Below are 25,144 nucleotides of genomic sequence, written 5' to 3' on the forward strand. Positions count from 1 at the left end.
ATCCCTCAGAACTGGAAGTAAAGGAACGGCGAGAAGCTTTGCGCCGAGAGTTTGAAAATCGAAGCGATGAACAGCAGCAGCACCAAGGCACGCATCACATATCGCGACCAGTCAGCGCTCCAGTAAGCCGGTTGCACGGTGGCTTCAACGCCAACGGTGTAGCCCGGTTCGTGGATGCTGGCCGGGTTGTCTCCCGGTACGGCCTTGATCATTCCAGGCGTAGCGGCAGCCGGGCCATCAGCCTCGACGTTCACGACAGGCTTGGTTTTCTCAGGCGGCAGGTTGGTGTAGAAATCACGGATGCCGAAGAACGCCAGGGTCATGTAAGCCACCACCAGGGTGGCGATCTGCAGGCCGGTGAGGCTGGCCTGATTGAGTTCCGACAGCGACCATTCGCCGAAGCTGAACATCGCACCGTACATACGGCCGGCGACGTGCAGGTTTTCCGAGCGGAAGATCACCCAGCCCATTACCACCAGCAGGAACGTCAGCGCCCAGCGGATCGGGTTGATGCTGCGCGGCGAAGTGTTCAGGCCCAGCGCTTTTTCAATCGCCAGCCACATGCCGTGCCACGCACCCCAGACGATGTAGGTGATGTTCGCGCCGTGCCACAGACCACCGAGCAGCATGGTCAGGAACAGGTTGCGATAGGTCATCAGCGTGCCTTTGCGGTTACCGCCGAGCGTGATGTACAGGTAGTCACGCAGCCAGGTGGACAGGCTGATGTGCCAACGACGCCAGAACTCGGTGATCGACTGGCTGATGTACGGCTGCTTGAAGTTTTCCATGAAGCGGAAACCCATCATCAAGCCCAGGCCGATGGCCATGTCGCTGTAACCGGAGAAGTCGAAATACAACTGCGCGGTGTAGGCGAGGGCGCCGAGCCAGGCATCGCCCGTGGTCGGGTGCTGCAAGGCGAAGCAATGGTCGGCCACCACCGCGAGGGTGTCGGCGATGAAGACCTTCTTGATGAAACCCTGCATGAACCGCGTGCACCCTTCGGAGAACTTGTCGAGGGTGTGGGTGCGGTTGTTGAACTGATCGGCGAGGTCGCGGAAACGCAACACCGGCCCCGCGATCAGGTGCGGGAAGATTGCCACGAACGCTGCGAAGTCGATCAGGTTGCGGGTGGCCGGGGTGTCACCACGGTAGACGTCGATGATGTAGCTGATGGACTCGAAGATGTAGAACGAGATCCCGATCGGCAACAGCACGTGGGTCAGGATGAACGGCGACAGACCGACCGACGTCATCATCGCGTTGATGCTGTCGACGCCGAAGTTGGCGTACTTGAAGTAGCCGAGAATGCACAGGTCGACGGCCACGCCGAGCAGCAGCCAGCGCTGGGCCGGTTTGGTCCGCACGCCGGCGGCGCCGACTTTGAGGCCGATCCAGTAGTTCCACAGCGTGACCGCTGCGAACAGCGCAAGGAAGTCCACGCGCCACCAGGCATAGAACACGTAGCTGGCGATCAGCAGCAGCAGGTTGCGATAGCGTATTCCGCTTAAGTAGTACAAGCCGAGAAAGATCGGCAAGAACAAAAACAGGAACACGTTGGATGAAAATACCATCCCGGTCTCTCCATGTTTAACCAACAGTCAAGGGCCAACGGCCCCCCCAAACCCCCCACCGAAAAACCAGGGGGGCGTAACACACAATTCATATCTGACCCTGTAGGAGCTGCCGAAGGCTGCGATCTTTTGATCTTGATCTTGATCTTTGAAAGCAAGATCAAAAGATCGCAGCCTTCGGCAGCTCCTACAAAAGGATTGCGTCTGGCCTATGAACCTTTGTTGCCTTTTTCGTTGGCCGGGTCGTAGACCTTGGTCAGGTCACCCCCGAGGCGGAAGGTCTTGAACGGTTGCATCTTGTGCTTCAGCTCCAGCACATCGACCGGGCAGGTGTAGAGCGTGCAGAACGGTTCGAGCCAGGCGAATTTCGAGTCGACCTTGAGGTCGGTCATGTCCTGTTCCTTACCGTTCTTCTTCTCGAATTCGTCCGGGTCTTTAACCCCGGCGAGCACTCGATCACCCAGGCGTTTCAGCGCGCCGTTGTTTTCCTGGCGCAAATCCACACCGTTGACCTGCGCGAAACTGGCGATCATCGCCAGCGGCGGCAGGGCATAGTTGTGATAGGAGAGGGCGCGTTGCTGGCGCTTGAGTTCGTTCGGCAGGAAACCCTGGGCGTCAATCTGATTGGCGCCAACCTTGTATTCCTTCACGGCCCAATCGAACAGATCGCGGCGATTGGTGGCAACCGAAGTGGCCATTACCGACCAGGCGGCCCAGTACGAGTGGTTGTTGGTCTTGTCGAGCGGCAGGTTGTCCCAATCGCTGACCACTTGATCAGCCATTTTGCTGAACCAGGCTTCGATCAACTGCGACTCTTGCTGATGGTTCGCCAACGGATGCGAGTCCGAGAATTTCAGGCGGATATAGGACGACGCCATGCTGCCCAGCGCCCATTTGCGCATGGACTTGCCGGTATGGTTGAAGTCCTTGGACATCAACGCGTCGGACTTGGCCCAGGCGGTCAACCAATTCAGGGTGCATTCCAGCTGTTCCGGACGACCGTCACGCATGAACTGCATCACACGCTTGCTGGTGCCGCGCTCCATCTTGGTGATGTCGGCGGTGGTGTCGCGGAAGGCTTTTTCCGATACTTCGTTGAGGGTCGAACGAGCCTTGTCGGAGCCTTCGTACTTGCTGCGAAATTGCAGCGAGCCGGTGTACGGCGTCGGCATCGCGTCACAGCCTTCGCTCTTGTCGCCGGTTTTGACTTTTTCAATCGGCGCGAAGTAACCCTGGGGTGGACGCAGGGGCGCGGCGGCCTGGGTGGCACCGGCGAACATCGCCAGCGTCAGCAGGGAAGGCGCGAGTAACTTTTTCAAAGTTCGGGTGGTTTGCATATGGGCCTCATTGTCCAGCCTGAGCGGTACGTTGCTCAGCGCCTGGGAACACGTTGCGTTTGCAGATTTTCGCTTCGACTTTCTGTGGCGCGGCACCTGCTTCAGGGCCCTGGACTTCGACGGCCAGCAGATTCTGCGAGGCCCAGTCTTCGTCCGTGCGCAACTCAAAGGCGAAACGCCCGTCGGTGTCGGAGGTTTCCGGCTTATCGATCTTGATGTCCTCGTGGCGACCGTTCATGTACCAGAGGGTGGCTTGCAGAGTTTTCACCGACGGATCGGCGAAGCGGATGTCAACCTGGTGGCTGCTGTTTTGCAGGTTCAGGTTCTTGCTGTTGACCATCAATTCGTTCTTGCCCGGTTTCAACGTGGTGCTGCCGGTCATCTGTGCATCCTTACCTTCGCAACCGTTGTCCAGCAGCGCCATCATCTGGCGGTAGATGGTTTCCTGGTCGAGGCGGTAGAGCGGCGAGAATTCCCAGATCAGAATCTTCGGCGGCTTGGTCTGGAATTCTTCGCTGCCCAGGTACTGCAGCATCGAACCTTCCAGGCCACCGCCGGGGAACGCCACGTTGAGGATGTCGGCGCCGATGGCCTCTTCGAGGAAACCGGCGAAGTTGTAGTTCTTGCCACTGTGGCTGGTGCCGACCAGGGTGATCTCCGGATTGCCGGAGTCACTGAACAGATCGCCATCCGCTGCTTCGCCTTTTGGCTCGGTGGTGAATTGATCCATGTACTGGATCGCGTAGCTGGTGCCACAGAGTTGACCGGCCATGTTGTGTAATGTTCCGGTCTTGCCCATGCGACCCGACTTATGGCTCTCGAATTCGCGCTTCGGTACGTCGGCAAAGGCCGGCATTTTCTTGATTTGCTCACCGACGATTTTCGCCGTGCGCTGGGCGCCATACGGCGTCCAGTGTTGGTCACCGCGGAAGTAGAAATCGTGGGCGGGCAGGGTGTCGGGCAGCGACTCATTGGTCAGCGGCGACAAGTCCGGCACGGTGTAACCCATGGCGGCGAAACGACCGAGCATGGTCTTGTAGTTTTTCAGCGCCTTGTCGAAATCGAACTTGGCCTTGTCTTCCGGATTGAGCTTGTTGCGATTCACCAGGCCACGGGTGGGTTGATAAACAACAACGAGCTCCACCCCTTTGCTCTTGAACGCATCGTGCAGTTCTTTCATGCGTTTGTAGCCGGCCGGCGTGGTGTCGAATTCGGTGCGCAAGTCTTCTTGCGTACGGAACAACCAGTCGCCTTGAGCCTGCACCAGCGTGGTGAAGTTCTGCTGGTAGCGCGTGGTGTAATTCTTCGCGTCGTGCGCTTCGGGGCACAAGTTGCAGCACGGTTCGGCACTGAATTTCGGCGCCTGGACATCCTCGGCGCGAACGCCGCTGCTGGCCGCGAGAATGCCGGCGGTCAGGGCCGACAGGCTGAGTAATTTGATCAAGTGTGGGTGCATAAAATTATCCTCAGTCCCGCATTTCGGTCTGGCGTTCGACAGGGTCGATCAGCACGGCTTTCTGCTGGCGTACCAGCAGGTCGAGAATTTCATCCTGACGCTCGCCAAGAATCCCGTTGAAGCTGATGCCGCTGGATTTGGTCGGGGCGAGCATGGACACGCGATACAACTCGACGCTCAGCGGCGAGTCGATGGACAGCGGCCCGCTGCCGTTGCCGGCCAGTTCGCCGCCGACCACGATCAGCGACACTTGGGCGTCGAACGGATCGAGCTTGATGTCGCGGTCGGTGTCGGCCAGGTCCTTGATGTGCCCGTAGACGCCGGTCAGGCCGTTGGCCATGGACAGGTTTTCGTAGAGGCGGATGTTCACGCTGTTACGAATCCGGATGCCGTGGCGACGGTTGCTGATCACCTTGTTGGCGTACAACAAGTTGTCGGCACTCTCGTAGAGGGTGATGCCGTCGGTGTGGTTCTTGTAGATCTCGTTGTAAGCGATCAGGTTGTTCACGCTGTTACGGTCGATCACCAGGCCCGAGAGCTTGTTGTCGTAGCTGCGGTTGTTGAAGATGAAGCTGTCATTGACCTCACGGGAAATAATGATCCCGTGCTTCTTCTTCGTGCCGTACACCGTGTTGTCGGCAATGATCAGGCCGTGGGAACGGTCATGCGGGTCGATGCCGTAGACGATGTTGTCTTTGTAGGTGTTGCCCTTGACCACGAAGTCGCGGGTCTCATAGCAGTAGAAGCCGTACCACATGTCCGAGAACTCGGAACCGACGATCCAGCCACTCGGCTCGGGACGCTTGAGCACCTTGGCCATGTTCGGCGTGTACTGGGAAATACTCACGCCGTAGGACTTACTGTTGGCATAGCCGAAACTGGCGATCTTGCTGTTGGCGATATAGGTTTCGGTACCGCCCCAGGACAACAGGAACGGACGGAATTCCTTGGGCTCGCGGAAGGCCGCCGGACCATTGTTTTTCTCGCTCCAGCCGGTGATTTTGGTATCACGCACGAACAGCTGGCCGTCGTTGACCATGAACGAGCCGGCCTCTTGCGACAGACGCAACTCCTGGGTCTGCTTGTCGATTTCGAGGATGCCGTGACGACCGACCACGATCGGCAACTTCGCCAGGAACACGCCCGGCGACGTTTCGCTGAAGTACTGCTTGGGCAGCTTCTTCGCCAAGTCCTTGAGGTTCATGTAGCCGTCGTCGACGAAGATCGCCTGCGGGATACCGTGCTGACGCACCACCCACTCAGCCATCTTGTTGTCGCCGCCGATGAAGTCCTTCAGCGCGTCTTCCTGCATCATCCGGCGCACGCTGATTTTGCCAGCCTTGGTGCGCACGATTTTCGCGGCGATGGCTTCGGCGGTGTAGCCGGAAGTGTCGGGCAATTTTGGCTTTGCAAGTTCCAGCGGCCCGGTCGGCGCGCTGCTCACGGTGTAGGTCTTGGCCTGTTGCAGTTCCTTGGCCATGGTTGCCGGCTTGGCGGCCGGCTCCACTGTGGCGAAGGCAGCCGAGCTTGCCAGCAGCATCGCGCCGGCCAGCAAGGTCAACGAGCCTCTCTTCGGGCTGTTCATGTCGGGCACTCCCTTCGCGGTTCGCATCAGAAGCGCCAGATCACGTCGATAAACGCGCGGTGCATGTACGAGTCGACGCCCTTGCCGTAGGCATCGCCTGGCTTGAACACACCGCCACGCAACCGCACCAGGGCCGAAGGCTCATCGATCGACTGACTCAGCGACGCGGGCAGCAGGCCTTGCTTGAAGTACTTGGTCACGACCACGTCCATTTCCTGGCCGAGGTCCTTGCTGCCGTCTTCCAGCGGCAGGGACGTGCTGGAAAGAATCGCGCCCGTTGCGTCGTCGGTGTTGTTCTCGACGGCGTCGATGCCATTGCTGCCGACCGGCTTGTTGCCGTCGACGCGCCAGAACTTGTGGTAGATCAGGCTGGCGTCGTACTCGTCGTTGAGCATCCACGAACCGAACAGGGTGGCGCTCTGCATGTTTTGCATTTCGCCTCGGAAGGCCTCGCCGAAACGGTGCGCCCGCGAGCGAGTGCCGGTGTAGGTCGAGCGGTTACTTTCCAGGCCGTTCTGTTCGTAATCGGCGCTGGCGCGGGCATACGCTGCACCGACTTGCCATTGCGGATCGAGGCGCAGGCGCACGCCCAGGTCGGTGGCCCAGCCGTCAATGTTGCCGCTGGATTTGGCTTGGGCCGGTGCGGTGCCGTCGGCGTTCAACGGGTTGACCTTGTCGCGGTCGCCGCTCATGCCGGTGACGCTGCCCCAGTAGTTGACGGTGTTGGTGTTGCGCCAGTTGTAGGCATCGCTGTCGGCGGTGAGGCCGATCCAGCTGATGTCACCATTCTGTGTCTTGTCCAGGGTATCGGGTGCCACGCCCGGTTCCGCGTAGTCCAGCTTGCCGTCATCGTGGGTGTGATGACCGCGAATGCCGACCCAGTTGCCCGGCGTCCACTGATACGCAGCATCGGCGTAGGCGTGCAGGCGATCTTTATCCTTGGGGGACAGTTCGGTCAGGTCGGTGCGGTATTCGCTGAAGCGTTCGGCAACACCGGCGTTGGCGCGCAACAGGGTGGTGTCGAAGGTCCAGTTCAGGGCTTCGATGTTGGTGTCGCGCCATTGGCCGTCGTCATTGCGCAGGCGTTGGCGACCGAGCTTGAGCATCTCGCCGGGGTACGGCGTGAGACCGCTGTAGCCGACCCAAAACTCACGCATGGCCAAGTAGTTTTTCTTGGTCTGGCGATCGCCGTTGTCGGTGGTCTGGGTGCCGTCGCCGTTGGTCCCTTGCAGCGTGTCGGTTTCGATGATGTCAGTGGCCGTCACGGCCTGGCCCATGGCGTAGGCGCTCCACGCGCCGCTTTCGCCGTAGATCCATGGACGCAGGTCGAGGCCGACACCGTTGACGTCGCCGCCACTTTGCGTACCCAGGTCAGTGTCGTCTTCGGACTGGGCCGTCACTTTTACGTCCAGGCCATAGTTCTTGGTTTCGGTCAGTGCTGCATAGGTCGGAGAAGACCAGACCAGCGCGAAACTCAAGCCGATACCCAGTTTTGAAAGCGTGAAGAGTTTTGTAGCAGCTGGCGAAGCCTGCGTCCGGTTGCGAAGCAATCGTAAAATCAGCGTCAACGTACTTTCAGGCAGATTCGGGGCGACCGTGTGGCGACCGCTGCGCGGTCGAACGCAGCCTTCGGCAGCTGCTACAGGGTTCATGGGTATCAACTTCATAGGGGTTCCTCGCCGTCTTCTTCTTGCAGGGCGTGCAGTTCCAGCGTGTTCTGGCTCAAGGCGCCACGAACGGCCTGTTCTTGTTTCAACAGGCGTTGGGCCTCGGCGAGCTGGGCAGGCGGCAGTTGGGCTTCGAGTGTTTGCGCAAGCTCGGTGGCTTGCGGGGTGTCCTGAGCCTTGGCCAACTGGCTGAAGACGTAAGCGTTGAGCGGGTCGGGCTTGGTGCCCTTGCCTTGGGAAAACAGTTGGGCGATGGCGAAGTCGGCGCTGTTCTGGCCGTTACGCGCTGCCTTGAGCAGGTGATCCAGGGCTTTCTGCGAGTAGACCTTGCCCAGGTAACCGCGACGATAGATCTGCCCGAGGTAGTAATCGGCGGCCACTTCCTTGTCGACGGCTTTCTGGAAGTGCTCTTCGGCGACTTTCGCGTCGGCCGGCACCCATTTGCCTTCGTAGTAGAGCTTGCCGAGCAACAGTTCGGCCCGTGGCTGGTCCGCGGCGCGGCCGTTGTCCAGGTACTTCATCATCGTGTCGACGTCACCGAGTTCCGGGAAGTCGTAGAGCAATTGCGCCAGGCTGACCCACGACGCGGGGTAGGCGGGGGCGATGTCTTCGAGCAACGACTGAGCGGTTTTTTCGTCGGTCTTGCCCAGGGTTGCATCCCCGAGTACGCGAGCGACGCTGTCCACGCGTTGAGCGGAAACGGTGCCGCGGGCGTGAGCGGCCTGCATCTGCTTGATCAGCTCGGCCTGTTTCTCTGGCTGGGCTTTTTTCTGATAGACCGTGGCCAGCTCGACATAGCAGATGTCGGTGGTGTTCAACGCGGCTTTGCAGATGGTTTCGACTTCATCCAGGTGCTGGTCATAAGTGCCCTGGGTGCGATAGAGCAACACTTGGGCCAAGCCCGCTTCCGGTTTGCCTTCGGCGCGCCATTGGCTGATCTGCTGCTGTGCGTTGACGTTCGGGAAACTGTGAGGGTATTGCAGGTACAGCATCGCGAGCGGAATCAGGGTGTTGCCTTCGCCATTGGCCGAGGCTTTTTTCAACAGGCCTTCGGCTTCGTGCTGTTCGGCTTCGGTGGAGCCGGGCTTGGCGACCAGCAGACGGCCCAGGCGAGCCTGAGCCCGCGGCGAGACATCGGCCGCGGCGCGGTAAGTCGCCTCGGCCTGCTTGATCTGCGCTGGGTCACGGCTGTCGACCTGGATATCGGCCAGGCCCACTTGGGCTTCGCTGTAACCCAGGTCGGCCAGTTGCTTGTAGTTCTGCTGAGCCAGCGCGGTGTCGCCGCGCTTGAGGGCTTCGTTGGCCAGGCGCTGGTCGGGCAGGCCGGCGCAACCGGCCAGGCTCACTGCCAAGGCCAACGAGCAGAACGCGTAACCCATGTGGGAGCGGGCTTGCTCGCGAAGCAGGCGCTGCGGTGCATCAGGCAGACCGCGTTGTTCCCTTCGCGAGCAAGCCCGCTCCCACAGGGTTTGCGGTGTTTTCAAGAGACTGATAATGGTCACAGGCATGCCCTCTGCTTAAAGACCGGAAGCCATGGCTTTGTCGATCAGCCAGTTCAGGTTCGGACCACGGTCGCTGTTCACTTCAACCGGGCGACCGGCGAACTTGCTGTCCAGTGGCTCGTCCGGCTGGATCAGCACGCGGATGTCGGAGGACAGGTCGGCGCTTTTCAGGCTGGTGCTGCTGACGATCTTGCCGGTGCGGGATTTGTCTTCGCCGGCAATCTGGAAGCGCACCGGACTGCCTGGCAGCACGTCGCCGAACTGGCGATAGGAGAAGCGCGCTTCGACGTTGGCTTCGCTGTTACGCGGCACCAGTTGGAAGATCACGTCGCCCTTGCTGGCGTACTGACCGTCGGCGACCATTTGCTGGGCCACGGTGCAATCGCATGGCGAGGTCAGGGTGCCGGTCATTTGCTTGCCGAACAGTTCTTCAACCTTGGCCGGTTGCAACTGGTCTTCGTCCAGATGCCCTTTGAGCACATCGAGCATGCTGGTGCTGAAGGTCGCCAGCGGGGCGCCTTTGGCGGCAACGCCGTCGGCTTTGATCAGGCTCTGCACGGTGCCGTCACGCGGCATGGTGATGTTCATGCCCGGCACACTGACCAGGCCGGCCTGCGCATGGCTGACGAAGTACATGCCGTACACCGATTTGAAAATGAAACCGAACGCCGCCAGGCCGACGAGGAAAATTGCCAGGCTGAACGTCACGGCACGCAGACGCCCGAACGGGGTCATGCCATGGCCGCCGTCCTTGACCTTGCGCGCCTTGGTGAAGTTATCGCGCTGCAGCGTCGCCAGCACTTCACCCATGCTGACGATGTCGCCGGCCAGGTGAGAGGTGATCAGGTGACGCAAGGTCGAGATGTCTTGTGGTTCGAGGTTCTGGAACTGGCAACCGACGCGTCCGGTCGGGCGATCGAAGGAGCGCACTTGCAACTCCACGTCCATGGCCAGGCCGAGGTTATCGATGACGAATTGCAGGCGAGCCTTGTACACATCACCGGTTTTCAGCGGTAGCTGACCGGCGTTGAACGCCAGGCCGCCAGCGGAGAGATCGATCACTCGCGCTTCCATCGGGGTCCGGTCGGGACCGAAGAAACGCAGCTTGGCCGGGATTTTCACTCGGGCGTGTTGGCGCTGGGCTTCTGATTCATGCACTACGTTGGCGTTGACGGCGGTATTCATAGGGGCTATTTCCTGGCTAATTCAATAAGGGGGCGGTCAGACCATCATCAGCAGCACGGCGACAAAAATGCTGCCGGCAGAGAAGGTCATGGTCCGAGACGACCAGGTGTTGAACCAACGTTGAAAGCTGGCGAGATCACGGGTCAATTTGGTGTCCTGGCGAGTCCAGGATTGTTGGTCGAGGCGGAAGAACACGTAGATTTTCACCAGCGCGCCGACGATCTGGTTGTAATAGAGGATCGCCGGGTAAGCCGGGCCGATCCGGTGACCGGAGCAGGACAGCAGCAGGGTCAGGATCAGGCGGGTGATGCCGATCCACAGCAGGTAAACCAGGATGAACGCGGTGCCGTACTTGAAGCTGGCGATGATCGCCACGGTCAAGCCGAGCAACGAGGTCCACATCGACACACGCTGGTCGAACAGCACCACCGACGTGAACAGACCGAGGCGTTTCATCCCCAGGCCCAGGGCGCGGGAGTTCTGGCGCAGGTTGTTGCCGTACCAGCGGAACATCAATTTGCGACTGGCCTTGATGAAGCTTTTTTCCGGCGGGTGCTCCACGGTGTGGATCGCCGCGTCCGGCACGTAGAACGTGTCGTAGCCAAGGCGCATCAGGCTGAACCAGCTCGACTTGTCATCACCGGTGAGGAACTTGAAGCGGCCCAGGCGCCAGTGTTGCAGCGAGTCGCTTTCCACGTCGGCGATGAAGTCCGGGTCGGTGACCACGGTGGCGCGAAACACCGACATCCGGCCGGTCATGGTCAGCACGCGTTTGGACAGGGCCATCGAGCACATGTTGATGTGGCGCTGGGCGAATCGCAGTTTGTGCCATTCGCTCATGATGTAGCCGCCGCGCACTTCGCAGAACTCGTTGGTGGTCAGGCCGCCGACATTGCCGAACAGCTGAAACCACGGCACCGTCTTGAGCACGACACCTGGGGCGAGCACGGTGTCGCCATCAATCACTGCAACCACGGCGCGGTCGTCCGGCAAGTGGCGGGAGATGGCGCGGAAACCGTAGGCCAGGCCATCGCGCTTGCCGGTGCCGGGAATGCGCACGAAGTCGAGCTTGACGCGATCTGGTGGATTCATCCGGGCCCAAAGGCTTTTCACCAGGAGCTCATCGGACATTTCCACGATCGAGCAGACCATGGTGGCCGGCAAACCGCAGTCGATCGCTTCGCGGATCACCGAGCTGTACACCTGCGCGGTGGTCAGCGCGTCGATACGAAAACTCGTGACCATCAGATAGACGTGGGACGGGTCTGCCGACTTGCCCAGCTTGCGCACTTTGCGCCGCAGATGCGGGTAGACCACGTACAAAAACAGCATGCCGCGCAGAAAGTGCGTGGCACCCATCGAGTAACGCCAGATCCCGATGAAGCCAATCAGGAAGATGAAGTCCTTCGACTCGGAGTCGAACGTGGACGCAGGCAACGCCATGGCGATGCCCATCAATAAACTTAGGTAAAACAGCCAACCGGCGGCCTGAAGTAGGCCGTGCTTTAGCCTGTGCATAATCTGCATCCGTCTCGATCTCGGGCGAGCCTGTGGGGTGGCCCGATGGGGTTAAGGCAGGCTTGTGAAAACTGACGACACCCGATTCGGATGACGCCAGAAATCCTGTAGGAGCTGGCGGAGCCTGCGATCTTTTGATCTTCGGCGATCTCACCGGCGCCAAAAGATCGCAGCCTGCGGCAGCTCCTACAGATATCGCGTTACCAGCAGATGCCTTCGGTGCGACCGCTGACGCTGGTGGCTTGGGACATGAAGCCGACCAGGTCGATCACTTGCTTGCCGTGTGGAGCTTTTTCCGCCAGGGCGCGGAATTTCTCGTCACGGTTGCCGAGGATGATCACGTCGGAGTTGCTGATCACGTCGTCGAAGTCGGAATTGAGCAAGGACGAGACGTGAGGAATCTTCGACTCGATGTAATCCCGGTTGGCGCCGTGGACACGGGCGTATTCGACGTTGCTGTCGTAGATGCTCAGGTCATAACCCTTGCCGATCAGCATTTCCGCCAGATCAACCAGCGGACTTTCGCGCAGGTCATCGGTACCGGCCTTGAAGCTCAGGCCCAGCAGGGCGACTTTGCGTTTGTCATGGCTGGAGACGATGTCGAAGGCGTTTTGCACCTGCGATTCGTTACTGCGCATCAGCGAGTTCAGCAGTGGCGCTTCGACGTCCAGCGAACCGGCGCGGAAGGTTAGGGCGCGCACGTCTTTCGGCAGGCAGGAGCCGCCAAACGCGAAGCCTGGACGCATGTAGTACTGGGACAGGTTCAGTGTCTTGTCCTGGCAGACCACTTCCATCACTTCACGACCATCGACGCCGACCGCCTTGGCGATGTTGCCGATCTCGTTGGCGAAGGTCACCTTGGTGGCGTGCCACACGTTGCAGGTGTACTTGATCATCTCGGCGACAGCGATGTCCTTGCGGATGATCGGTGCGTCGAGCTCTTCGTACAGCGCTTGCAGAACGTCGCCGCTGGCCTTGTCGAATTCGCCGATGACGGTCATTGGCGGCAGATCGTAGTCGGCGATCGCGGTGCTTTCACGCAGGAACTCAGGGTTCACCGCAACACCGAAATCAACACCGGCTTTCTTGCCGGAGCAGTCTTCGAGGATCGGGATCACCACGTTGGCGACGGTGCCCGGCAGCACGGTGCTGCGAACCACGATGGTGTGTCGGGAGGTCTTGTCACGCAGGACAAAACCGATCTCGCGGCACACGGCTTCGATGTAGTTCAGTTCCAGGTCGCCGTTCTTCTTGCTCGGCGTACCGACGCAGATCATCGACACGTCGGTGTCGCGAATCGCCTCGGCGAAGTTGGTCGTGCCGCGCAATTTGCCCGTCTCGATACCCTTGGCCAGAAGCTCGCCCAGACCCGGTTCAACAATCGGCGAACGGCCTGCGTTGATCATATCGATCTTGTCTTTGGAGATATCGACGCCAACGACGTCGTGGCCCCGTGCAGACAGGCAACCGGCACATACTGCACCGACGTAACCCAAACCAAATATGCTGATGCGCATCGCATTTACCTCTGTGATTATCAAGCCATTACATGGCCGGAGTTAATAGTGTTCAGCGGTCATAGTGCACTCGGAAGTGCGGCATACAGGCGCCACAATGCCGCGTGCAGGCATAAAAAGTTCCGAGTGTCTAAATAAGTGCACTCAAGATGTGCGCAACTAGGCTTTATTATTGTGAGTTGCCCCGTTATGCAGCTGATCCTCTAGCCAGAGGACATTCGTGCAAAGGTCTTGCGCGCTCAATGCCGGGCCTAAGGCCCGTAAATCAAGCGGTTGGGTGCTCAGATGAGCACGTTTATAGGGGCGCAGCCTTGGCCTTGTAGGGGATACATATGATGCTTATCTCCTGTCCTTCATGTAGTGCGCAAATCAGGGATTATTAAGCAGAAGTTCATGTGACAACTTTGCTACGTGAATCTCTTCTCTGCGTAAGTTATCTCGTACAAGCACTGTGAGAATCGTTACCGGTGGTATGAGCGACTCATTTGGACATAGTTCCGGTCCGCCCATCGCGAATTCTGAAATTTCTTGAAATATTGAAAAAGATGGCACTACTTTCATTTTGATGGCAACAGCTGTTTCACCCTTGATACATAGGGTTGTCGTTTGATTAGATAGTCATATGCCACTATCGATAAAAATTTTCAGTGCCACTACTGAAAAAAATCATGGAAGTCGAGTGAAACTAAAGTTAGAAAACTGACTGTTATATTTTTGACGCCAACAAAATGTCGAATCAGGCGGGGAATTGTTGGACGATCAGAGGCTGGCGCACGACGAGGGGATTAATGTCGTGCGCCGCTGAGGTGCGTTATTCGGGAGCGTGATCGCGCAGGAACACCAGATTGTCCGGTTTAGACTGCTCGGCACTGTATTGGTAACCCTGAACGTCGAATTGCTTGAGGGCTTGCGGGTCGTTGATGCGCTCTTCGATAACGAAGCGACTCATCATGCCGCGCGCTTTCTTCGCGTAGAAACTGATGATTTTGTACTGGCCGTTCTTCAGGTCCTTGAAGTCGGTATTGATGATGCGGGCGTTCAACGCGCTGCGTTTGACGGCCGAAAAATACTCGTTGGACGCCAGGTTCAGCAGCACGTCATCGCCTTGATCGGCCAGCGCTTCATTCAACCACTCACTGATCCGCGTCCCCCAGAAGGCATAAAGGTCCTTGCCCCGGGCATTCGCCAGTTTGGTGCCCATTTCCAGCCGATAGGGCTGCATCAGGTCAAGTGGTCGCAGCAGGCCGTAGAGGCCGGACAGCATGCGCAGGTGCTGCTGGGCGTAATCGAAATCGGCTTCGCTGAAGGTTTGTGCGTTGAGACCGGTATAAACGTCGCCCTTGAACGCGAGCAATGCCTGCTTGGCGTTTTCCGGGGTGAACGCTGGCGTCCAACTGCCGAAACGCGCGGCGTTGAGCCCGCCGATCTTGTCGGAAACATGCATCAGTTCACTGATTTGTGCAGGGGTCAGGTCACGCAACTGCATGATCAATTCCTGGGAATGATCGAGGTACTGCGGTTGGGTGAAGCGTTGGGTCGCCGGCGGTGTTTCGTAATCGAGGGTCTTGGCGGGGGAAATCACCATCAGCATGAAGTCGTCTCCTTTAATCGTGGGGGCGATTCTAGGGGGTTGTTCTGGTTGACTCCAGCTATGGGTGTCATAGGTGATCGGCGGCGTCATGGAACAAGATCGCAGCCTCGTTTCACTCGGCAGCTCCTACAGGACCGAGTTGACGTGAAATTGGGATAAACCGGACGCGCCAATCCCTGTAGGCGCTGTCGAGCAACGCGAAGCTGCGATCTTTTGATCTACCCGCGATATAGTGCGGCGCGGTTTTTGTTATGGAGACATCCCATTGCGTATCGTTTTTTTATTCTCGGCCTGGCTGTTTAGTTTCGGTGCCCTGGCGGCGCCCGGCGATGTGGCGACGCTTGATCGCACGACCTGGCCTGAACAGCTCGGCAACCCGACCCTGTTCGACGTCGCATCACGGGCCGAAATCCTCATGTTCGCCCGCGTCCTGCTCGCCAGCGAATCCCTGGATGAGGCAGGTCTGGCCCGGCGCCTGGGCCTGCGCACGGTCAATCTGGAATCGGTCAACCACTTGCGCCAGCGCCTGTGGCAGCGTTTGCTGAGCAACTACAACTTCGCCCAGCGCAGCTGCGACCAGGATGCGTCGTTCTGCTTTCTGGTGGAGGACATGGACACCCTGCGCGGGCAGGCCGCCAAGTTTCAGGTCAGCGATGACAGCTACTACATAAAGTGGGCCGAGCCGAGTCGGCTGTTCCATGCCCAATACCTCGACGAACAGTTGCGCAAAGCGGCGCTGTTCCCTCAGACCAGCAGCGAAATCGATCGTTTCGGCGACTATGAGCGCAATGGCGATGAGATGAACGACCGCCTGTTTCTGCTGACCTTCGACAGTGCCGCGAATGCGCTGCCGGACAATACGGGCTGGGTCACGGAGTACCTGCGCAAGGCGAACATGAGTGGCACGTTCTTCGTCCTTGGCAAGGACGTCCAGGCCCGGCTGGCTGAGCGCTCGGTGGCCAGCCTGCAAGCGACTTACTCCACCCAGTGCATCGGCGTGCAGGGTTGGGAGTTCCGCTCCCATAGTCACTGGCAAGACTGGCAGGACTCGGTGCGACGCAGTGTCGAGCTGGTCAAAACAAAATTGCCGGAGAATTACGTGCCGCTGTTTCGCCCGCCTGATGGCCAGCGTCGGGCCGATGCCGAAGGTTTCTTCCGGGCTCAGGGCTTGCAAGTGGCGCTGTGGGACATCGATGCCCAGGATGGCGCCGGCAAGCTCAAGGGCAATCAGAGCGCGCAACGGGTGTTGACCCTGATGTTGCTGTGGCGACACGGCGTGATCAATTTCAATGTGAAGCAGGACGCGGTGAAAACGGCGCTGCCTTGGCTGATCACGCAAACCGCGCAAAGCGGGATCGGCTGGGAGGATTGTCAGGACGGTTTTCGCTGAAACGCAAAAAACCCCGTAATCATTGGGGGCGGGGCGATTTCAGGCGAAATTTCAGTGCAGGCGGACTTCCGACTTTAACGGGGTGATGGCCATCCGCCTAGTGCTATTGGTCACTCTGAAAAATAAACTTCAAAAAAACGTCAAAGTGCTTTTTTCTGTCATGGGTTTTGGAGTATTACGAAGACAGACCGCCGAAACCTGCAACACAGGTGGCGTCTCCCAAGACCCCGCTATGGATGCAGTTCACTTGATCCTCCACAGGTGAATTCGGTAGTCACTTCGAGGCGCAGCACTGTCACGGTATTGCGTCGACTGGCTCCCACAAAGGTGACCGAGTATGGATGATCACGGACGTAGTTCTTCCTCCAACCAGCCAATCCTTTATGTACTCGATACCAACGTACTGATTCACGATCCAAACGCGCTGCTTAACTTCGAAGAACACCACGTCGCGATCCCGATGACCGTGCTTGAGGAACTCGACAAGCTCAAGAGCGGGCATCACAGCGTGGCCGCGGAATGCCGTCAGGCGATTCGCCTGATCGACAAGACACTGGGCGACGCCAGCCCTGAAGACGTTGAGCTTGGCGTGCCGATCCAGCGTGGCAAAAGTGGGCCAAAGGGTTTGCTGTCAATTCTGATGAGCAAACGCGCCGAACCGAACATCATTCTTCCCGAACACCTGAACGACAACATCATCATCAATCAGTTGATCGACCTGCACGCGCGCGAACCAAAGCTGCCCGTGGTGCTGGTCACCAAAGACATCAACATGCGCCTCAAGGCCCGGGCTTGTGGGATCGCGGCCGAGGACTACAGCACCGACCAACTGGTTGACGACGTTTCGCTGCTGCCCAACGGCTACCACAACATGGTCGGGTCCTTCTGGGACCTCGTGAGGAATGTCGAAACCCGTCAGGATCACGGCCGCACGTGGCACCAGGTGAAGATGATCGACAACCTGCCGGCAGTGCATATCAACGAGTTCATCATCGACGAACAGGGTTTTGTCGGCTGGATCAAGGAGATTGACGAGGACAAGCTGCTGATTCTCGACCTGCATCAGGAACCCCTGTTGCACCAGGAAGCCTGGGGCCTGAAGCCGCGTGACATCTATCAGAGCCTGGCGCTGTACGCTTTGCTTGATCCGGACATTCATCTGGTCAACCTGTCGGGGGCGGCCGGTTCGGGTAAAACCATCCTGGCACTGGCGGCGGCGATCGAGCAGACCATGGTCAGTAAGCGCTACCGCCGCATCATCGCGACCCGCAGTGTGCAGGGCCTGGACCAGGAGATCGGTTTCCTGCCCGGCACCGAAGCCGAAAAAATGGAGCCTTGGCTGGGCGCCATCACCGACAACCTCGAAGCCTTGCACATGGATGACGAAAACACCCATGGCAGCGTCGACTACATCCTCAGCAAAGTGCCGTTGCAGTTCAAATCCCTTAACTACATCCGGGGCCGCAGCTTCCAGCAGAGCCTGATCCTGATCGACGAATGCCAGAACCTCACGCCGCACCAGATGAAAACCATCATCACCCGTGCCGGCGCCGGTTCCAAAGTGGTGTGCCTGGGCAACCTGGCGCAGATCGACACCCCTTACCTGTCCGCGACCAGTTCCGGGCTGACGTACCTGACCGAACGCTTCAAGGATTTCCCGAACGGTGTCCACATCACCCTGCAAGGGGTGCCACGTTCGATTCTGGCTGAATACGCCGAAACGCATTTGTAAGCGCTTCACCAAAACCGGGCGGCCTCAAAACCGCCCGGTTTTTTTATGCCGCACACAAAACCCCTGACTTTATGCTCGACGTAATTCCCCTGTAGGAGCTGCCGAAGGCTGCGATCTTTTGATCTTAAAAAATCAAGATCAAAAGATCGCAGCCTTCGGCAGCTCCTACAGGGGGCGGGGTGATCGGATAATCTTGCGTGCGAAAATTTGACCCGCAGGTTTACAATCGGGATTCCTGATCAGGAGTAACCCCGTGCTGACTCATCTCGATTCCCAAGGTCGCGCCAACATGGTCGACGTCACTGAAAAAGCCGTGACGTTCCGTGAAGCGACCGCCCAAGCGCTGGTGCGCATGCTGCCCGAGACCCTGCAGATGATTGTCAGCGGCGGTCACCCCAAGGGTGACGTATTCGCCGTGGCGCGCATCGCCGGCATCCAGGCGGCGAAGAAAACCAGCGACCTGATTCCCCTGTGCCATCCGCTGATGCTCACGGGCGTCAAGGTCGAGCTGAGTGCCGAAGGCGACGACACCGTGCGCATCGTCGCGCGTTGCAAGCTGTCCGGGCAGACCGGCGTCGAGATGGAAGCGCTGACCGCCGCCAGTGTGGCGGCATTGACTATCTATGACATGTGCAAGGCGGTTGACCGTGGCATGACCATCGAAAGCGTGCGGCTGCTGGAGAAAGTCGGCGGCAAGAGCGGCCATTTCCAGGCGGATCCGTCATGAACGTCACCGTGAGATTTTTTGCCCGTTATCGCGAAACGCTGGGCGTGGATTCGGTGAAGGTCGAAGGCGACTTTGCCACCGTCGACGATGTGCGTGCGCAGCTGGCCCGGCGCGACGGCGCCGAAGTGCTCAGCGAGCAGAACCTGATGTGCGCACGTAACGAAGACCTGTGCCAGCTTGATGAACCTGTCAGCGATGGCGATGAAGTGGCGTTTTTTCCGACCGTGACCGGGGGCTGAGCCATGGCGATTCGCGTGCAGTCCACGGCGTTTGATCCGGGTGCTGAAGTCAACGCCATGCACGCTGCCAATGTCGGCGTCGGCGCGGTGGTGAGTTTTGTTGGCTACGTGCGCGACTTCAATGACGGGCTCGATGTGGCCGGAATGTTCCTTGAACATTATCCGGGCATGACTGAAAAAGCCCTGGGAAAAATCGCCATCGAGGCCGAGCAGCGTTGGCCGCTGCTCAAGCTGGAAGTGCTGCATCGCATTGGCGCCCTCGAGCCGGGCGAGCCGATCGTCTTCGTCGGCGCCGCGAGCGCCCATCGCCAGGCCGCGTTCGACGCCTGTGCGTTTGTCATGGACTACCTGAAAACCCGTGCGCCGTTCTGGAAGAAGGAAAATACCAGCGACGGACCGCGCTGGGTTGAAGGGCGTGACAGCGATCATGCCGCGGCGGATCGCTGGAAGCAGTAAGTTCTTCTGCGTCTGCAAGTACGCCTTCGCGAGCAAGCCCGCTCCCTGTAGGAGCTGCCGCAGGCTGCGATCTTTTGATCTTCGTTTTCAAAGCAAGATCAAAAGATCGCAGCCTGCGGCAGCTCCTACAGGGTGCTCAGCAACTCCCCCAATCCCACTGACTCCCCTCCCGACCATCGGCCAGCACAACTGCGCCTGCCCAATTGACGATCAATACATAAAAGTCCAGTATGGAATTATAAGTACAAAAAAGGCGTTCCCCGTTTCAGCTTTTTCTTCTGTCTTGCCAAACCAACAACAACCCGCGAGAGAACGAACATGAAGAAACTCCCCCTCATCACCGGTCTGGCCCTGAGCCTGTTGGCGTGCAGCAGCCTGTTCGCCGCCGAGAAAACCCTGCGCATTGGCATCGAAGCGGCTTACCCGCCGTTCGCCTCCAAAACCGACCAAGGCGAAATCGTCGGGTTCGACTATGACATCGGAAATGCCCTGTGCGCGCAGATGAAGGTCAAGTGCGTGTGGGTCGAAGGTGAGTTTGACGGTCTGATTCCTTCCCTGAAAGTGAAGAAAATCGACATGGCGCTGTCGTCCATGACCATCAACGAAGACCGCAAGAAGTCAGTGGACTTCACCCACAAGTACTATTTCACCTCTTCGCGCCTGGTGATGAAGGACGGCGCCGTCGTGGATGACCAGTACGCCAGCCTCAAAGGCAAGACGGTTGGCGTGCAGCGCGCCACCACCACCGACCGCTACGCCACTGAGGTTTTTGAACCCAAGGGTATTAACGTCAAGCGTTATGGCAATAACGAAGAGATCTACATGGACCTCGCGGCAGGGCGCCTGGATGCCATTTTCGCCGATACCATTCCACTGAATGACTTCCTGTCGATGCCGCGTGGAAAAGGCTACGCATTTGTCGGCCCGGAGCTCAAGGATCCGAAGTACGTGGGCGAGGGTGCCGGGATTGCCGTGCGCAAAGGCAATACCGAGTTGGTTTCCGAGCTGAACACGGCCATCGACGGCATTCGCGCCAATGGCGAATACCAGAAGATCTCGGACAAGTACTTCAAGTCTGATATCTACGGCGATTGAGGGTTCAGCTTCTGTAGGAGCTGGCGCAGCCTGCGATCTTTTGATGTTGCTCTTTTAAGATCAAAAGATCGCAGCCTGCGGCAGCTCCTACAGGGTTTTGCGTACATCCTGCAGGGGGCGATTCCTGAAAGCGTTCAAAGATTAATCCCTGCTTAACCGGCCTGTCGTTTATTCCCCGATCTATCCACGCGCTCCGGGCTCTCAAAGCTGGGGGCCAGCGTGTAGACTTCGGGGCAATCGATATCTGGAAGGGAAACGCGATGAGCGAGGAAACAATACGGTTGGGACGTGAGCGACGCTACCTGGTGTTGCTGGGCATCATCTGCCTGGCGCTGATCGGCGGCGCGCTGTACATGCAAGTGGTTCTGGGTGAAGCGCCATGCCCGCTGTGCATCCTGCAACGTTATGCGTTGCTGCTGATTGCGCTCTTCGCCTTCATCGGCGCGGCCATGCGCACCCGCCGCAGCATTACAGTCTTTGAAACCCTGGTGGTGATTTGCGCCCTGGCCGGCGTTGCGGTTGCCGGGCATCACGTCTACACGCAGTTTTACCCCGTGGTCAGCTGCGGCATCGATGTGCTGCAACCGATTGTCGACGGTTTGCCGCTGGCGAAGATCTTCCCGCTAGGCTTCCAGGTCGATGGTTTCTGCTCGACACCGTACCCGCCGATCCTTGGGTTGTCCCTTGCACAATGGGCGTTGCTCGCTTTTGTGCTGGTTGTGGTGCTGGTGCCACTGCTCATTTCGCGGAACCGCAAAGCCTTGCGCTGAGGCAATCCACCTGACGGTAGCGTCATAAAAAAAACGCCCCGGTCCTCGTTGAGAGGGCCGGGGCGTTTTGCATTTCAGAGCCCGGGTAAAAAGACCGTGATGTGTGGCAGGCAAGGGTGTGGCACGTGTGCGACATGTTGTCACAGCGAGAGTGTCGCAAGGCATTTCCAGGGGGCGCATTGGTGCAGAGCTACGCAACGAAATTGGCCTTTTCAAGCGACTCGCCGCTTGACCCTGCGAAAACCGAAACAGGCAGTTTTAACAGGCTCTGGCGAATTGCCAAAGGCCTTGTCGTATGGGGGTTGTGGCGGTTGCGGAGGAGGGCGCAGAGCTTTTGATACTGTCTGAACTGCGTCTGGTAGACCTACTTATTTTGGTGTTTTTGTTGAGAATTAATTTCGATAAGATGCCGCACTTTTGCGAAATCCGTTAATGATTGTTGCTGAAATGGATAAAAATTATTTCGGGATGAGACATGGTTTATGAATCGTTACATATCTACAATCGCCCGCACTGAATTCCCGACATTGCTCACCCTGACTCAGGTGCATGAGCAGTAATAGGGTGTCGAGAAGTCGAATGGCTTCATGCGACTCCCGAGGTGTCGGTGCCTCCACTATCCGCACCAAATGGAATTGGTCTGTAACAAGGCCTTTGACCACGAATTCGAATAAGAACTTAACGCTAGCCCAGGATTTGTCGAACAGCGTCTGACGCGCGACGGGCAGCCCTTATTCAATCCAAGAAAAATGCCAACCCTTGGCAGGGTGAAGTGTTGGCGATCAAAACCCAACTGCATTGCGCAAGCTGCTTTAGAGGTCGTGAGATGAGTAAAAACAGGTACCCCAGACTACTAGGCTTATTGCCGCTGCTCGGCACGTTGTTGCTGTCTGGCTGCAACATGACCTTGCTCGATCCCAAGGGCCAGGTTGGCCTGGACGAGCGAAACCTGATCATCACCGCAACGCTGCTGATGCTGTTGGTCGTGGTTCCGGTCATCGTCATGACCTTCCTGTTCGCCTGGAAATACCGCGCGTCCAACACCGACGCCGTGTACACGCCGAAGTGGTCGCACTCGACCAAGATCGAAATCGCGGTGTGGGCCGTTCCTGTACTCATCATCATTGCCCTGGGTTATGTCACCTACAAGTCGACCCACGCCCTGGACCCTTACAAGCCGCTGGAATCTGACGTCAAGCCGATCACCATTGAAGTGGTCGCGCTGGACTGGAAGTGGTTGTTCATCTACCCGGAACAAGGCATCGCCACCGTCAACAAGATCGTGTTCCCGGCCCACACGCCGATCAACTTCAAGATCACTTCGGACGCCGTGATGAACTCGTTCTTCATCCCGGCTCTGGGTGGCCAGATCTACGCGATGGCCGGCATGCAGACCAAACTGCACCTGATCGCCAACCAGAATGCTGAAATGGACGGTATCTCCGCCAACTACAGCGGCGCGGGTTTCACCGGCATGAAGTTCAAAGCTATCGCGACCTCTCAGGAAGATTTCGACGCCTGGGTAAGCGAAGTCAAAAAAGCACCTAAACAGCTTGAAAAAGCTGAATACGAAGCCCTCGCCAAGCCAAGCCAGAACAACCCAGTCGAGCTCTACTCCTCGTTCACGCCAAACCTGTTCCAGACCATCGTCGACAAATACGAAGGCATGAAAGCGGGCAAGCCAATGCACCACGAGAAGAAAGAGCACGAAATGGCCGCCATGGAAGGGATGGACATGAGTTCGCATTCAGCTGCCGGGGCAGAGGAGTAAACGATGTTTGGTAAATTAAGTTGGGAAGCGGTCCCGTTCCACGAACCGATCGTGATGGTGACCATCGCCATGATCGCGCTCGGTGGCCTGGCGGTTTTCGCTGCAATCACCTACTTCAAGAAGTGGACCTACTTGTGGACCGAGTGGCTGACGTCGGTCGACCACAAGAAAATCGGTGTGATGTACATCATCGTTGCCATGGTCATGCTGCTGCGTGGTTTTGCCGACGCCATCATGATGCGTACCCAGTTGGCCATGGCCACCGAGGGTTCGCCTGGCTACCTGCCACCTGAACACTATGACCAGATCTTCACCGCTCACGGTGTGATCATGATCATCTTCATGGCGATGCCATTCTTCACCGGCCTGATGAACCTTGCAGTGCCGCTGCAGATCGGCGCGCGTGACGTTGCTTACCCGTTCCTGAACTCCTTGAGCTTCTGGCTGCTGGTGTCCGGCGTTGTGCTGGTGAACGTGTCCCTGGGTGTCGGCGAATTCGCCCGTACCGGTTGGGTTGCGTATCCACCGCTGTCGGAACTGGGCTATAGCCCTGGCGTAGGTGTGGACTACTACATCTGGGCGCTACAGCTATCGGGTCTCGGGACGACACTGACGGGGGTCAACTTCCTGGCCACCGTGCTGAAAATGCGTACCCCGGGCATGAAACTGATGGACATGCCGATCTTCACCTGGACCTGCACCTGGGCCAACGTTCTGATCGTCGCTTCGTTCCCGATCCTGACCGCTACCCTGGCGTTGCTGACGCTTGACCGTTACATGGATTTCCACATTTTCACCAATGAACTTGGTGGCAATCCGATGATGTACGTCAACATGTTCTGGGCCTGGGGTCACCCCGAGGTTTACATCCTGATTCTGCCGGCGTTCGGGATCTTCTCCGAAGTCATCTCGACCTTCTCCGGCAAGAAACTGTTCGGCCACCACTCGATGATCTACGCATCGGGCGCGATCTCGATCCTGGGCTTCATGGTCTGGCTGCACCACTTCTTCACCATGGGTTCGGGTGCCAACGTCAACGCCTTCTTCGGCCTGGCGACGATGCTGATTTCGATTCCGACGGGGGTGAAGCTATTCAACTGGCTGTTCACCATTTACCAGGGCCGTCTGCGTTTCACCAGTCAGGTTCTCTGGACCCTCGGCTTCATGGTGACCTTCGCCATCGGCGGCATGACCGGCGTACTGCTGGCCATCCCGGGTGCTGACTTCGTCCTGCACAACAGCCTGTTCGTGATCGCGCACTTCCACAACGTGATCATCGGCGGCGCGGTATTCGGTTACATCGCAGGCTTCGGTTTCTACTTCCCTAAAGCGTTCGGCTTCAAGCTGCACGAAGGTTGGGGCAAGGCAGCGTTCTGGTTCTGGATCTCGGGCTTCTTCGTCGCGTTCATGCCGCTCTATGCACTGGGCTTCATGGGCATGACCCGTCGTCTGAACGCCACCACCAACCCTGAGTGGGTGCCGTACCTGTACGTTGCGATGTTCGGTGCGGTGATGATCGCCTGCGGTATCGCCTGCCAGCTGATCCAGCTCTACGTCAGCGTGCGTGATCGCAACAAGCCAGAGAACATGTGCGAAGCCGGCGACCCGTGGAATGCCCACACGCTGGAATGGTCGACCTCGTCGCCACCACCGTTCTACAACTTTGCCGTGCTGCCGAAAGCCGAAGGCATCGACCCGTTCACCGAGGCCAAGGAAAACGGTACTGCGTACCAGGCTCCTGCCAGGTACGAGCCGATCCACATGCCAAACAACACCGCGACCGGCCTGGTCATGGGTGCTCTGTTGACCGTGTTCGGTTTCGCAATGATCTGGCACATCTGGTGGATGGCCATCTTCGGCCTCGCCGGCACCGTGATCTACTTCGTGATCCACGCTGCACGTGATGACCAGGGCTATATGGTGCCGGTCGACGTGATCGAGCGCATCGAAGCCGAGCAGCACAAGCGTCTGGTAGCGGCCGGGAAAGTTCCAGCCACCGCCACCCGTGTTGAAACCTCGTTGGAACAGGCTTAAA

19 protein-coding genes are annotated in these 25,144 nt (G+C 58.4%); 9 read left to right on the forward strand and 10 right to left on the reverse strand.

The window, feature by feature from the left end; translation table 11 throughout:
• Positions 1–5: 5 nt before the first annotated feature.
• The 10 genes from ACA052_RS04635 to yaaA form a co-directional block, all read right to left on the reverse strand.
• The gene (locus ACA052_RS04635) at positions 6–1,571 is read right to left on the reverse strand and encodes an MBOAT family O-acyltransferase (protein ID WP_497648602.1); all 1,566 of its coding nucleotides are present in this window, start codon (positions 1,569–1,571) and stop codon (positions 6–8) included.
• A 209-nt stretch (positions 1,572–1,780) separates the two neighbouring features.
• Complete coding sequence (locus ACA052_RS04640; protein WP_497648603.1) at positions 1,781–2,908, reverse strand: mannuronate-specific alginate lyase; 1,128 nt, start codon at positions 2,906–2,908, stop codon at positions 1,781–1,783.
• Positions 2,909–2,915: 7 nt separating this feature from the next.
• On the reverse strand, positions 2,916–4,364 hold the full coding sequence (locus ACA052_RS04645) for an alginate O-acetyltransferase (protein WP_497648604.1): 1,449 nt from the start codon (positions 4,362–4,364) through the stop codon (positions 2,916–2,918).
• A gap of 10 nt (positions 4,365–4,374) precedes the next feature.
• A complete protein-coding gene (gene algG / locus ACA052_RS04650; RefSeq protein ID WP_497648605.1) occupies positions 4,375–5,949 on the reverse strand; it encodes a mannuronan 5-epimerase AlgG in 1,575 nt (524 codons plus the stop codon).
• Positions 5,950–5,975: 26 nt separating this feature from the next.
• Positions 5,976–7,616, reverse strand: a complete 1,641-nt coding sequence (locus ACA052_RS04655; RefSeq protein ID WP_497648606.1) for an alginate export family protein — start codon at positions 7,614–7,616, stop codon at positions 5,976–5,978.
• Positions 7,613–9,118, reverse strand: a complete 1,506-nt coding sequence (algK, locus tag ACA052_RS04660) for an alginate biosynthesis TPR repeat lipoprotein AlgK (protein WP_497650267.1) — start codon at positions 9,116–9,118, stop codon at positions 7,613–7,615. Before algK ends, ACA052_RS04655 begins: the two co-directional genes overlap by 4 nt.
• Before the next feature lie 15 nt (positions 9,119–9,133).
• Positions 9,134–10,303: a PilZ domain-containing protein gene (locus tag ACA052_RS04665; protein ID WP_497648607.1), complete on the reverse strand. Its 1,170-nt coding sequence runs from the start codon at positions 10,301–10,303 to the stop codon at positions 9,134–9,136.
• A 36-nt stretch (positions 10,304–10,339) separates the two neighbouring features.
• The gene (gene alg8 / locus ACA052_RS04670) at positions 10,340–11,821 is read right to left on the reverse strand and encodes a mannuronan synthase (RefSeq protein WP_497648608.1); all 1,482 of its coding nucleotides are present in this window, start codon (positions 11,819–11,821) and stop codon (positions 10,340–10,342) included.
• Between the two features lie 200 nt (positions 11,822–12,021).
• The gene (locus ACA052_RS04675; protein WP_497648609.1) at positions 12,022–13,338 is read right to left on the reverse strand and encodes a nucleotide sugar dehydrogenase; all 1,317 of its coding nucleotides are present in this window, start codon (positions 13,336–13,338) and stop codon (positions 12,022–12,024) included.
• 811 nt (positions 13,339–14,149) lie between these two features.
• Positions 14,150–14,929, reverse strand: a complete 780-nt coding sequence (gene yaaA / locus ACA052_RS04680; protein WP_497648610.1) for a peroxide stress protein YaaA — start codon at positions 14,927–14,929, stop codon at positions 14,150–14,152.
• 265 nt (positions 14,930–15,194) lie between these two features.
• Between yaaA and ACA052_RS04685 the strand changes: the two genes are divergently transcribed.
• From ACA052_RS04685 to cyoB, 9 genes are all read left to right on the forward strand, one after another.
• Complete coding sequence (locus ACA052_RS04685) at positions 15,195–16,319, forward strand: polysaccharide deacetylase family protein (protein WP_497648611.1); 1,125 nt, start codon at positions 15,195–15,197, stop codon at positions 16,317–16,319.
• 337 nt (positions 16,320–16,656) lie between these two features.
• Positions 16,657–18,051: a PhoH family protein gene (locus ACA052_RS04690; protein WP_497648612.1), complete on the forward strand. Its 1,395-nt coding sequence runs from the start codon at positions 16,657–16,659 to the stop codon at positions 18,049–18,051.
• A gap of 253 nt (positions 18,052–18,304) precedes the next feature.
• The gene (moaC, locus tag ACA052_RS04695) at positions 18,305–18,778 is read left to right on the forward strand and encodes a cyclic pyranopterin monophosphate synthase MoaC (RefSeq protein ID WP_077430837.1); all 474 of its coding nucleotides are present in this window, start codon (positions 18,305–18,307) and stop codon (positions 18,776–18,778) included.
• Entirely contained in the window at positions 18,775–19,017 is a 243-nt protein-coding gene (gene moaD / locus ACA052_RS04700; RefSeq protein WP_497648613.1) for a molybdopterin converting factor subunit 1, read from the forward strand. The genes moaC and moaD overlap by 4 nt, the downstream gene beginning before the upstream one ends.
• A 3-nt stretch (positions 19,018–19,020) precedes the next feature.
• Positions 19,021–19,473: a molybdopterin synthase catalytic subunit MoaE gene (moaE, locus tag ACA052_RS04705; protein ID WP_408986690.1), complete on the forward strand. Its 453-nt coding sequence runs from the start codon at positions 19,021–19,023 to the stop codon at positions 19,471–19,473.
• A gap of 318 nt (positions 19,474–19,791) precedes the next feature.
• The gene (locus ACA052_RS04710; protein WP_497648614.1) at positions 19,792–20,568 is read left to right on the forward strand and encodes an ABC transporter substrate-binding protein; all 777 of its coding nucleotides are present in this window, start codon (positions 19,792–19,794) and stop codon (positions 20,566–20,568) included.
• Positions 20,569–20,828: 260 nt separating this feature from the next.
• Entirely contained in the window at positions 20,829–21,338 is a 510-nt protein-coding gene (locus ACA052_RS04715; RefSeq protein ID WP_497648615.1) for a disulfide bond formation protein B, read from the forward strand.
• A gap of 826 nt (positions 21,339–22,164) precedes the next feature.
• A complete protein-coding gene (cyoA, locus tag ACA052_RS04720) occupies positions 22,165–23,109 on the forward strand; it encodes a ubiquinol oxidase subunit II (RefSeq protein WP_497648616.1) in 945 nt (314 codons plus the stop codon).
• 3 nt (positions 23,110–23,112) lie between these two features.
• Positions 23,113–25,143, forward strand: coding sequence for a cytochrome o ubiquinol oxidase subunit I (gene cyoB / locus ACA052_RS04725; RefSeq protein ID WP_497648617.1), 2,031 nt, complete (start codon positions 23,113–23,115; stop codon positions 25,141–25,143).
• Position 25,144 lies beyond the last annotated feature (1 nt).

This window comes from Pseudomonas sp. LBUM1644, from assembly GCF_059716195.1.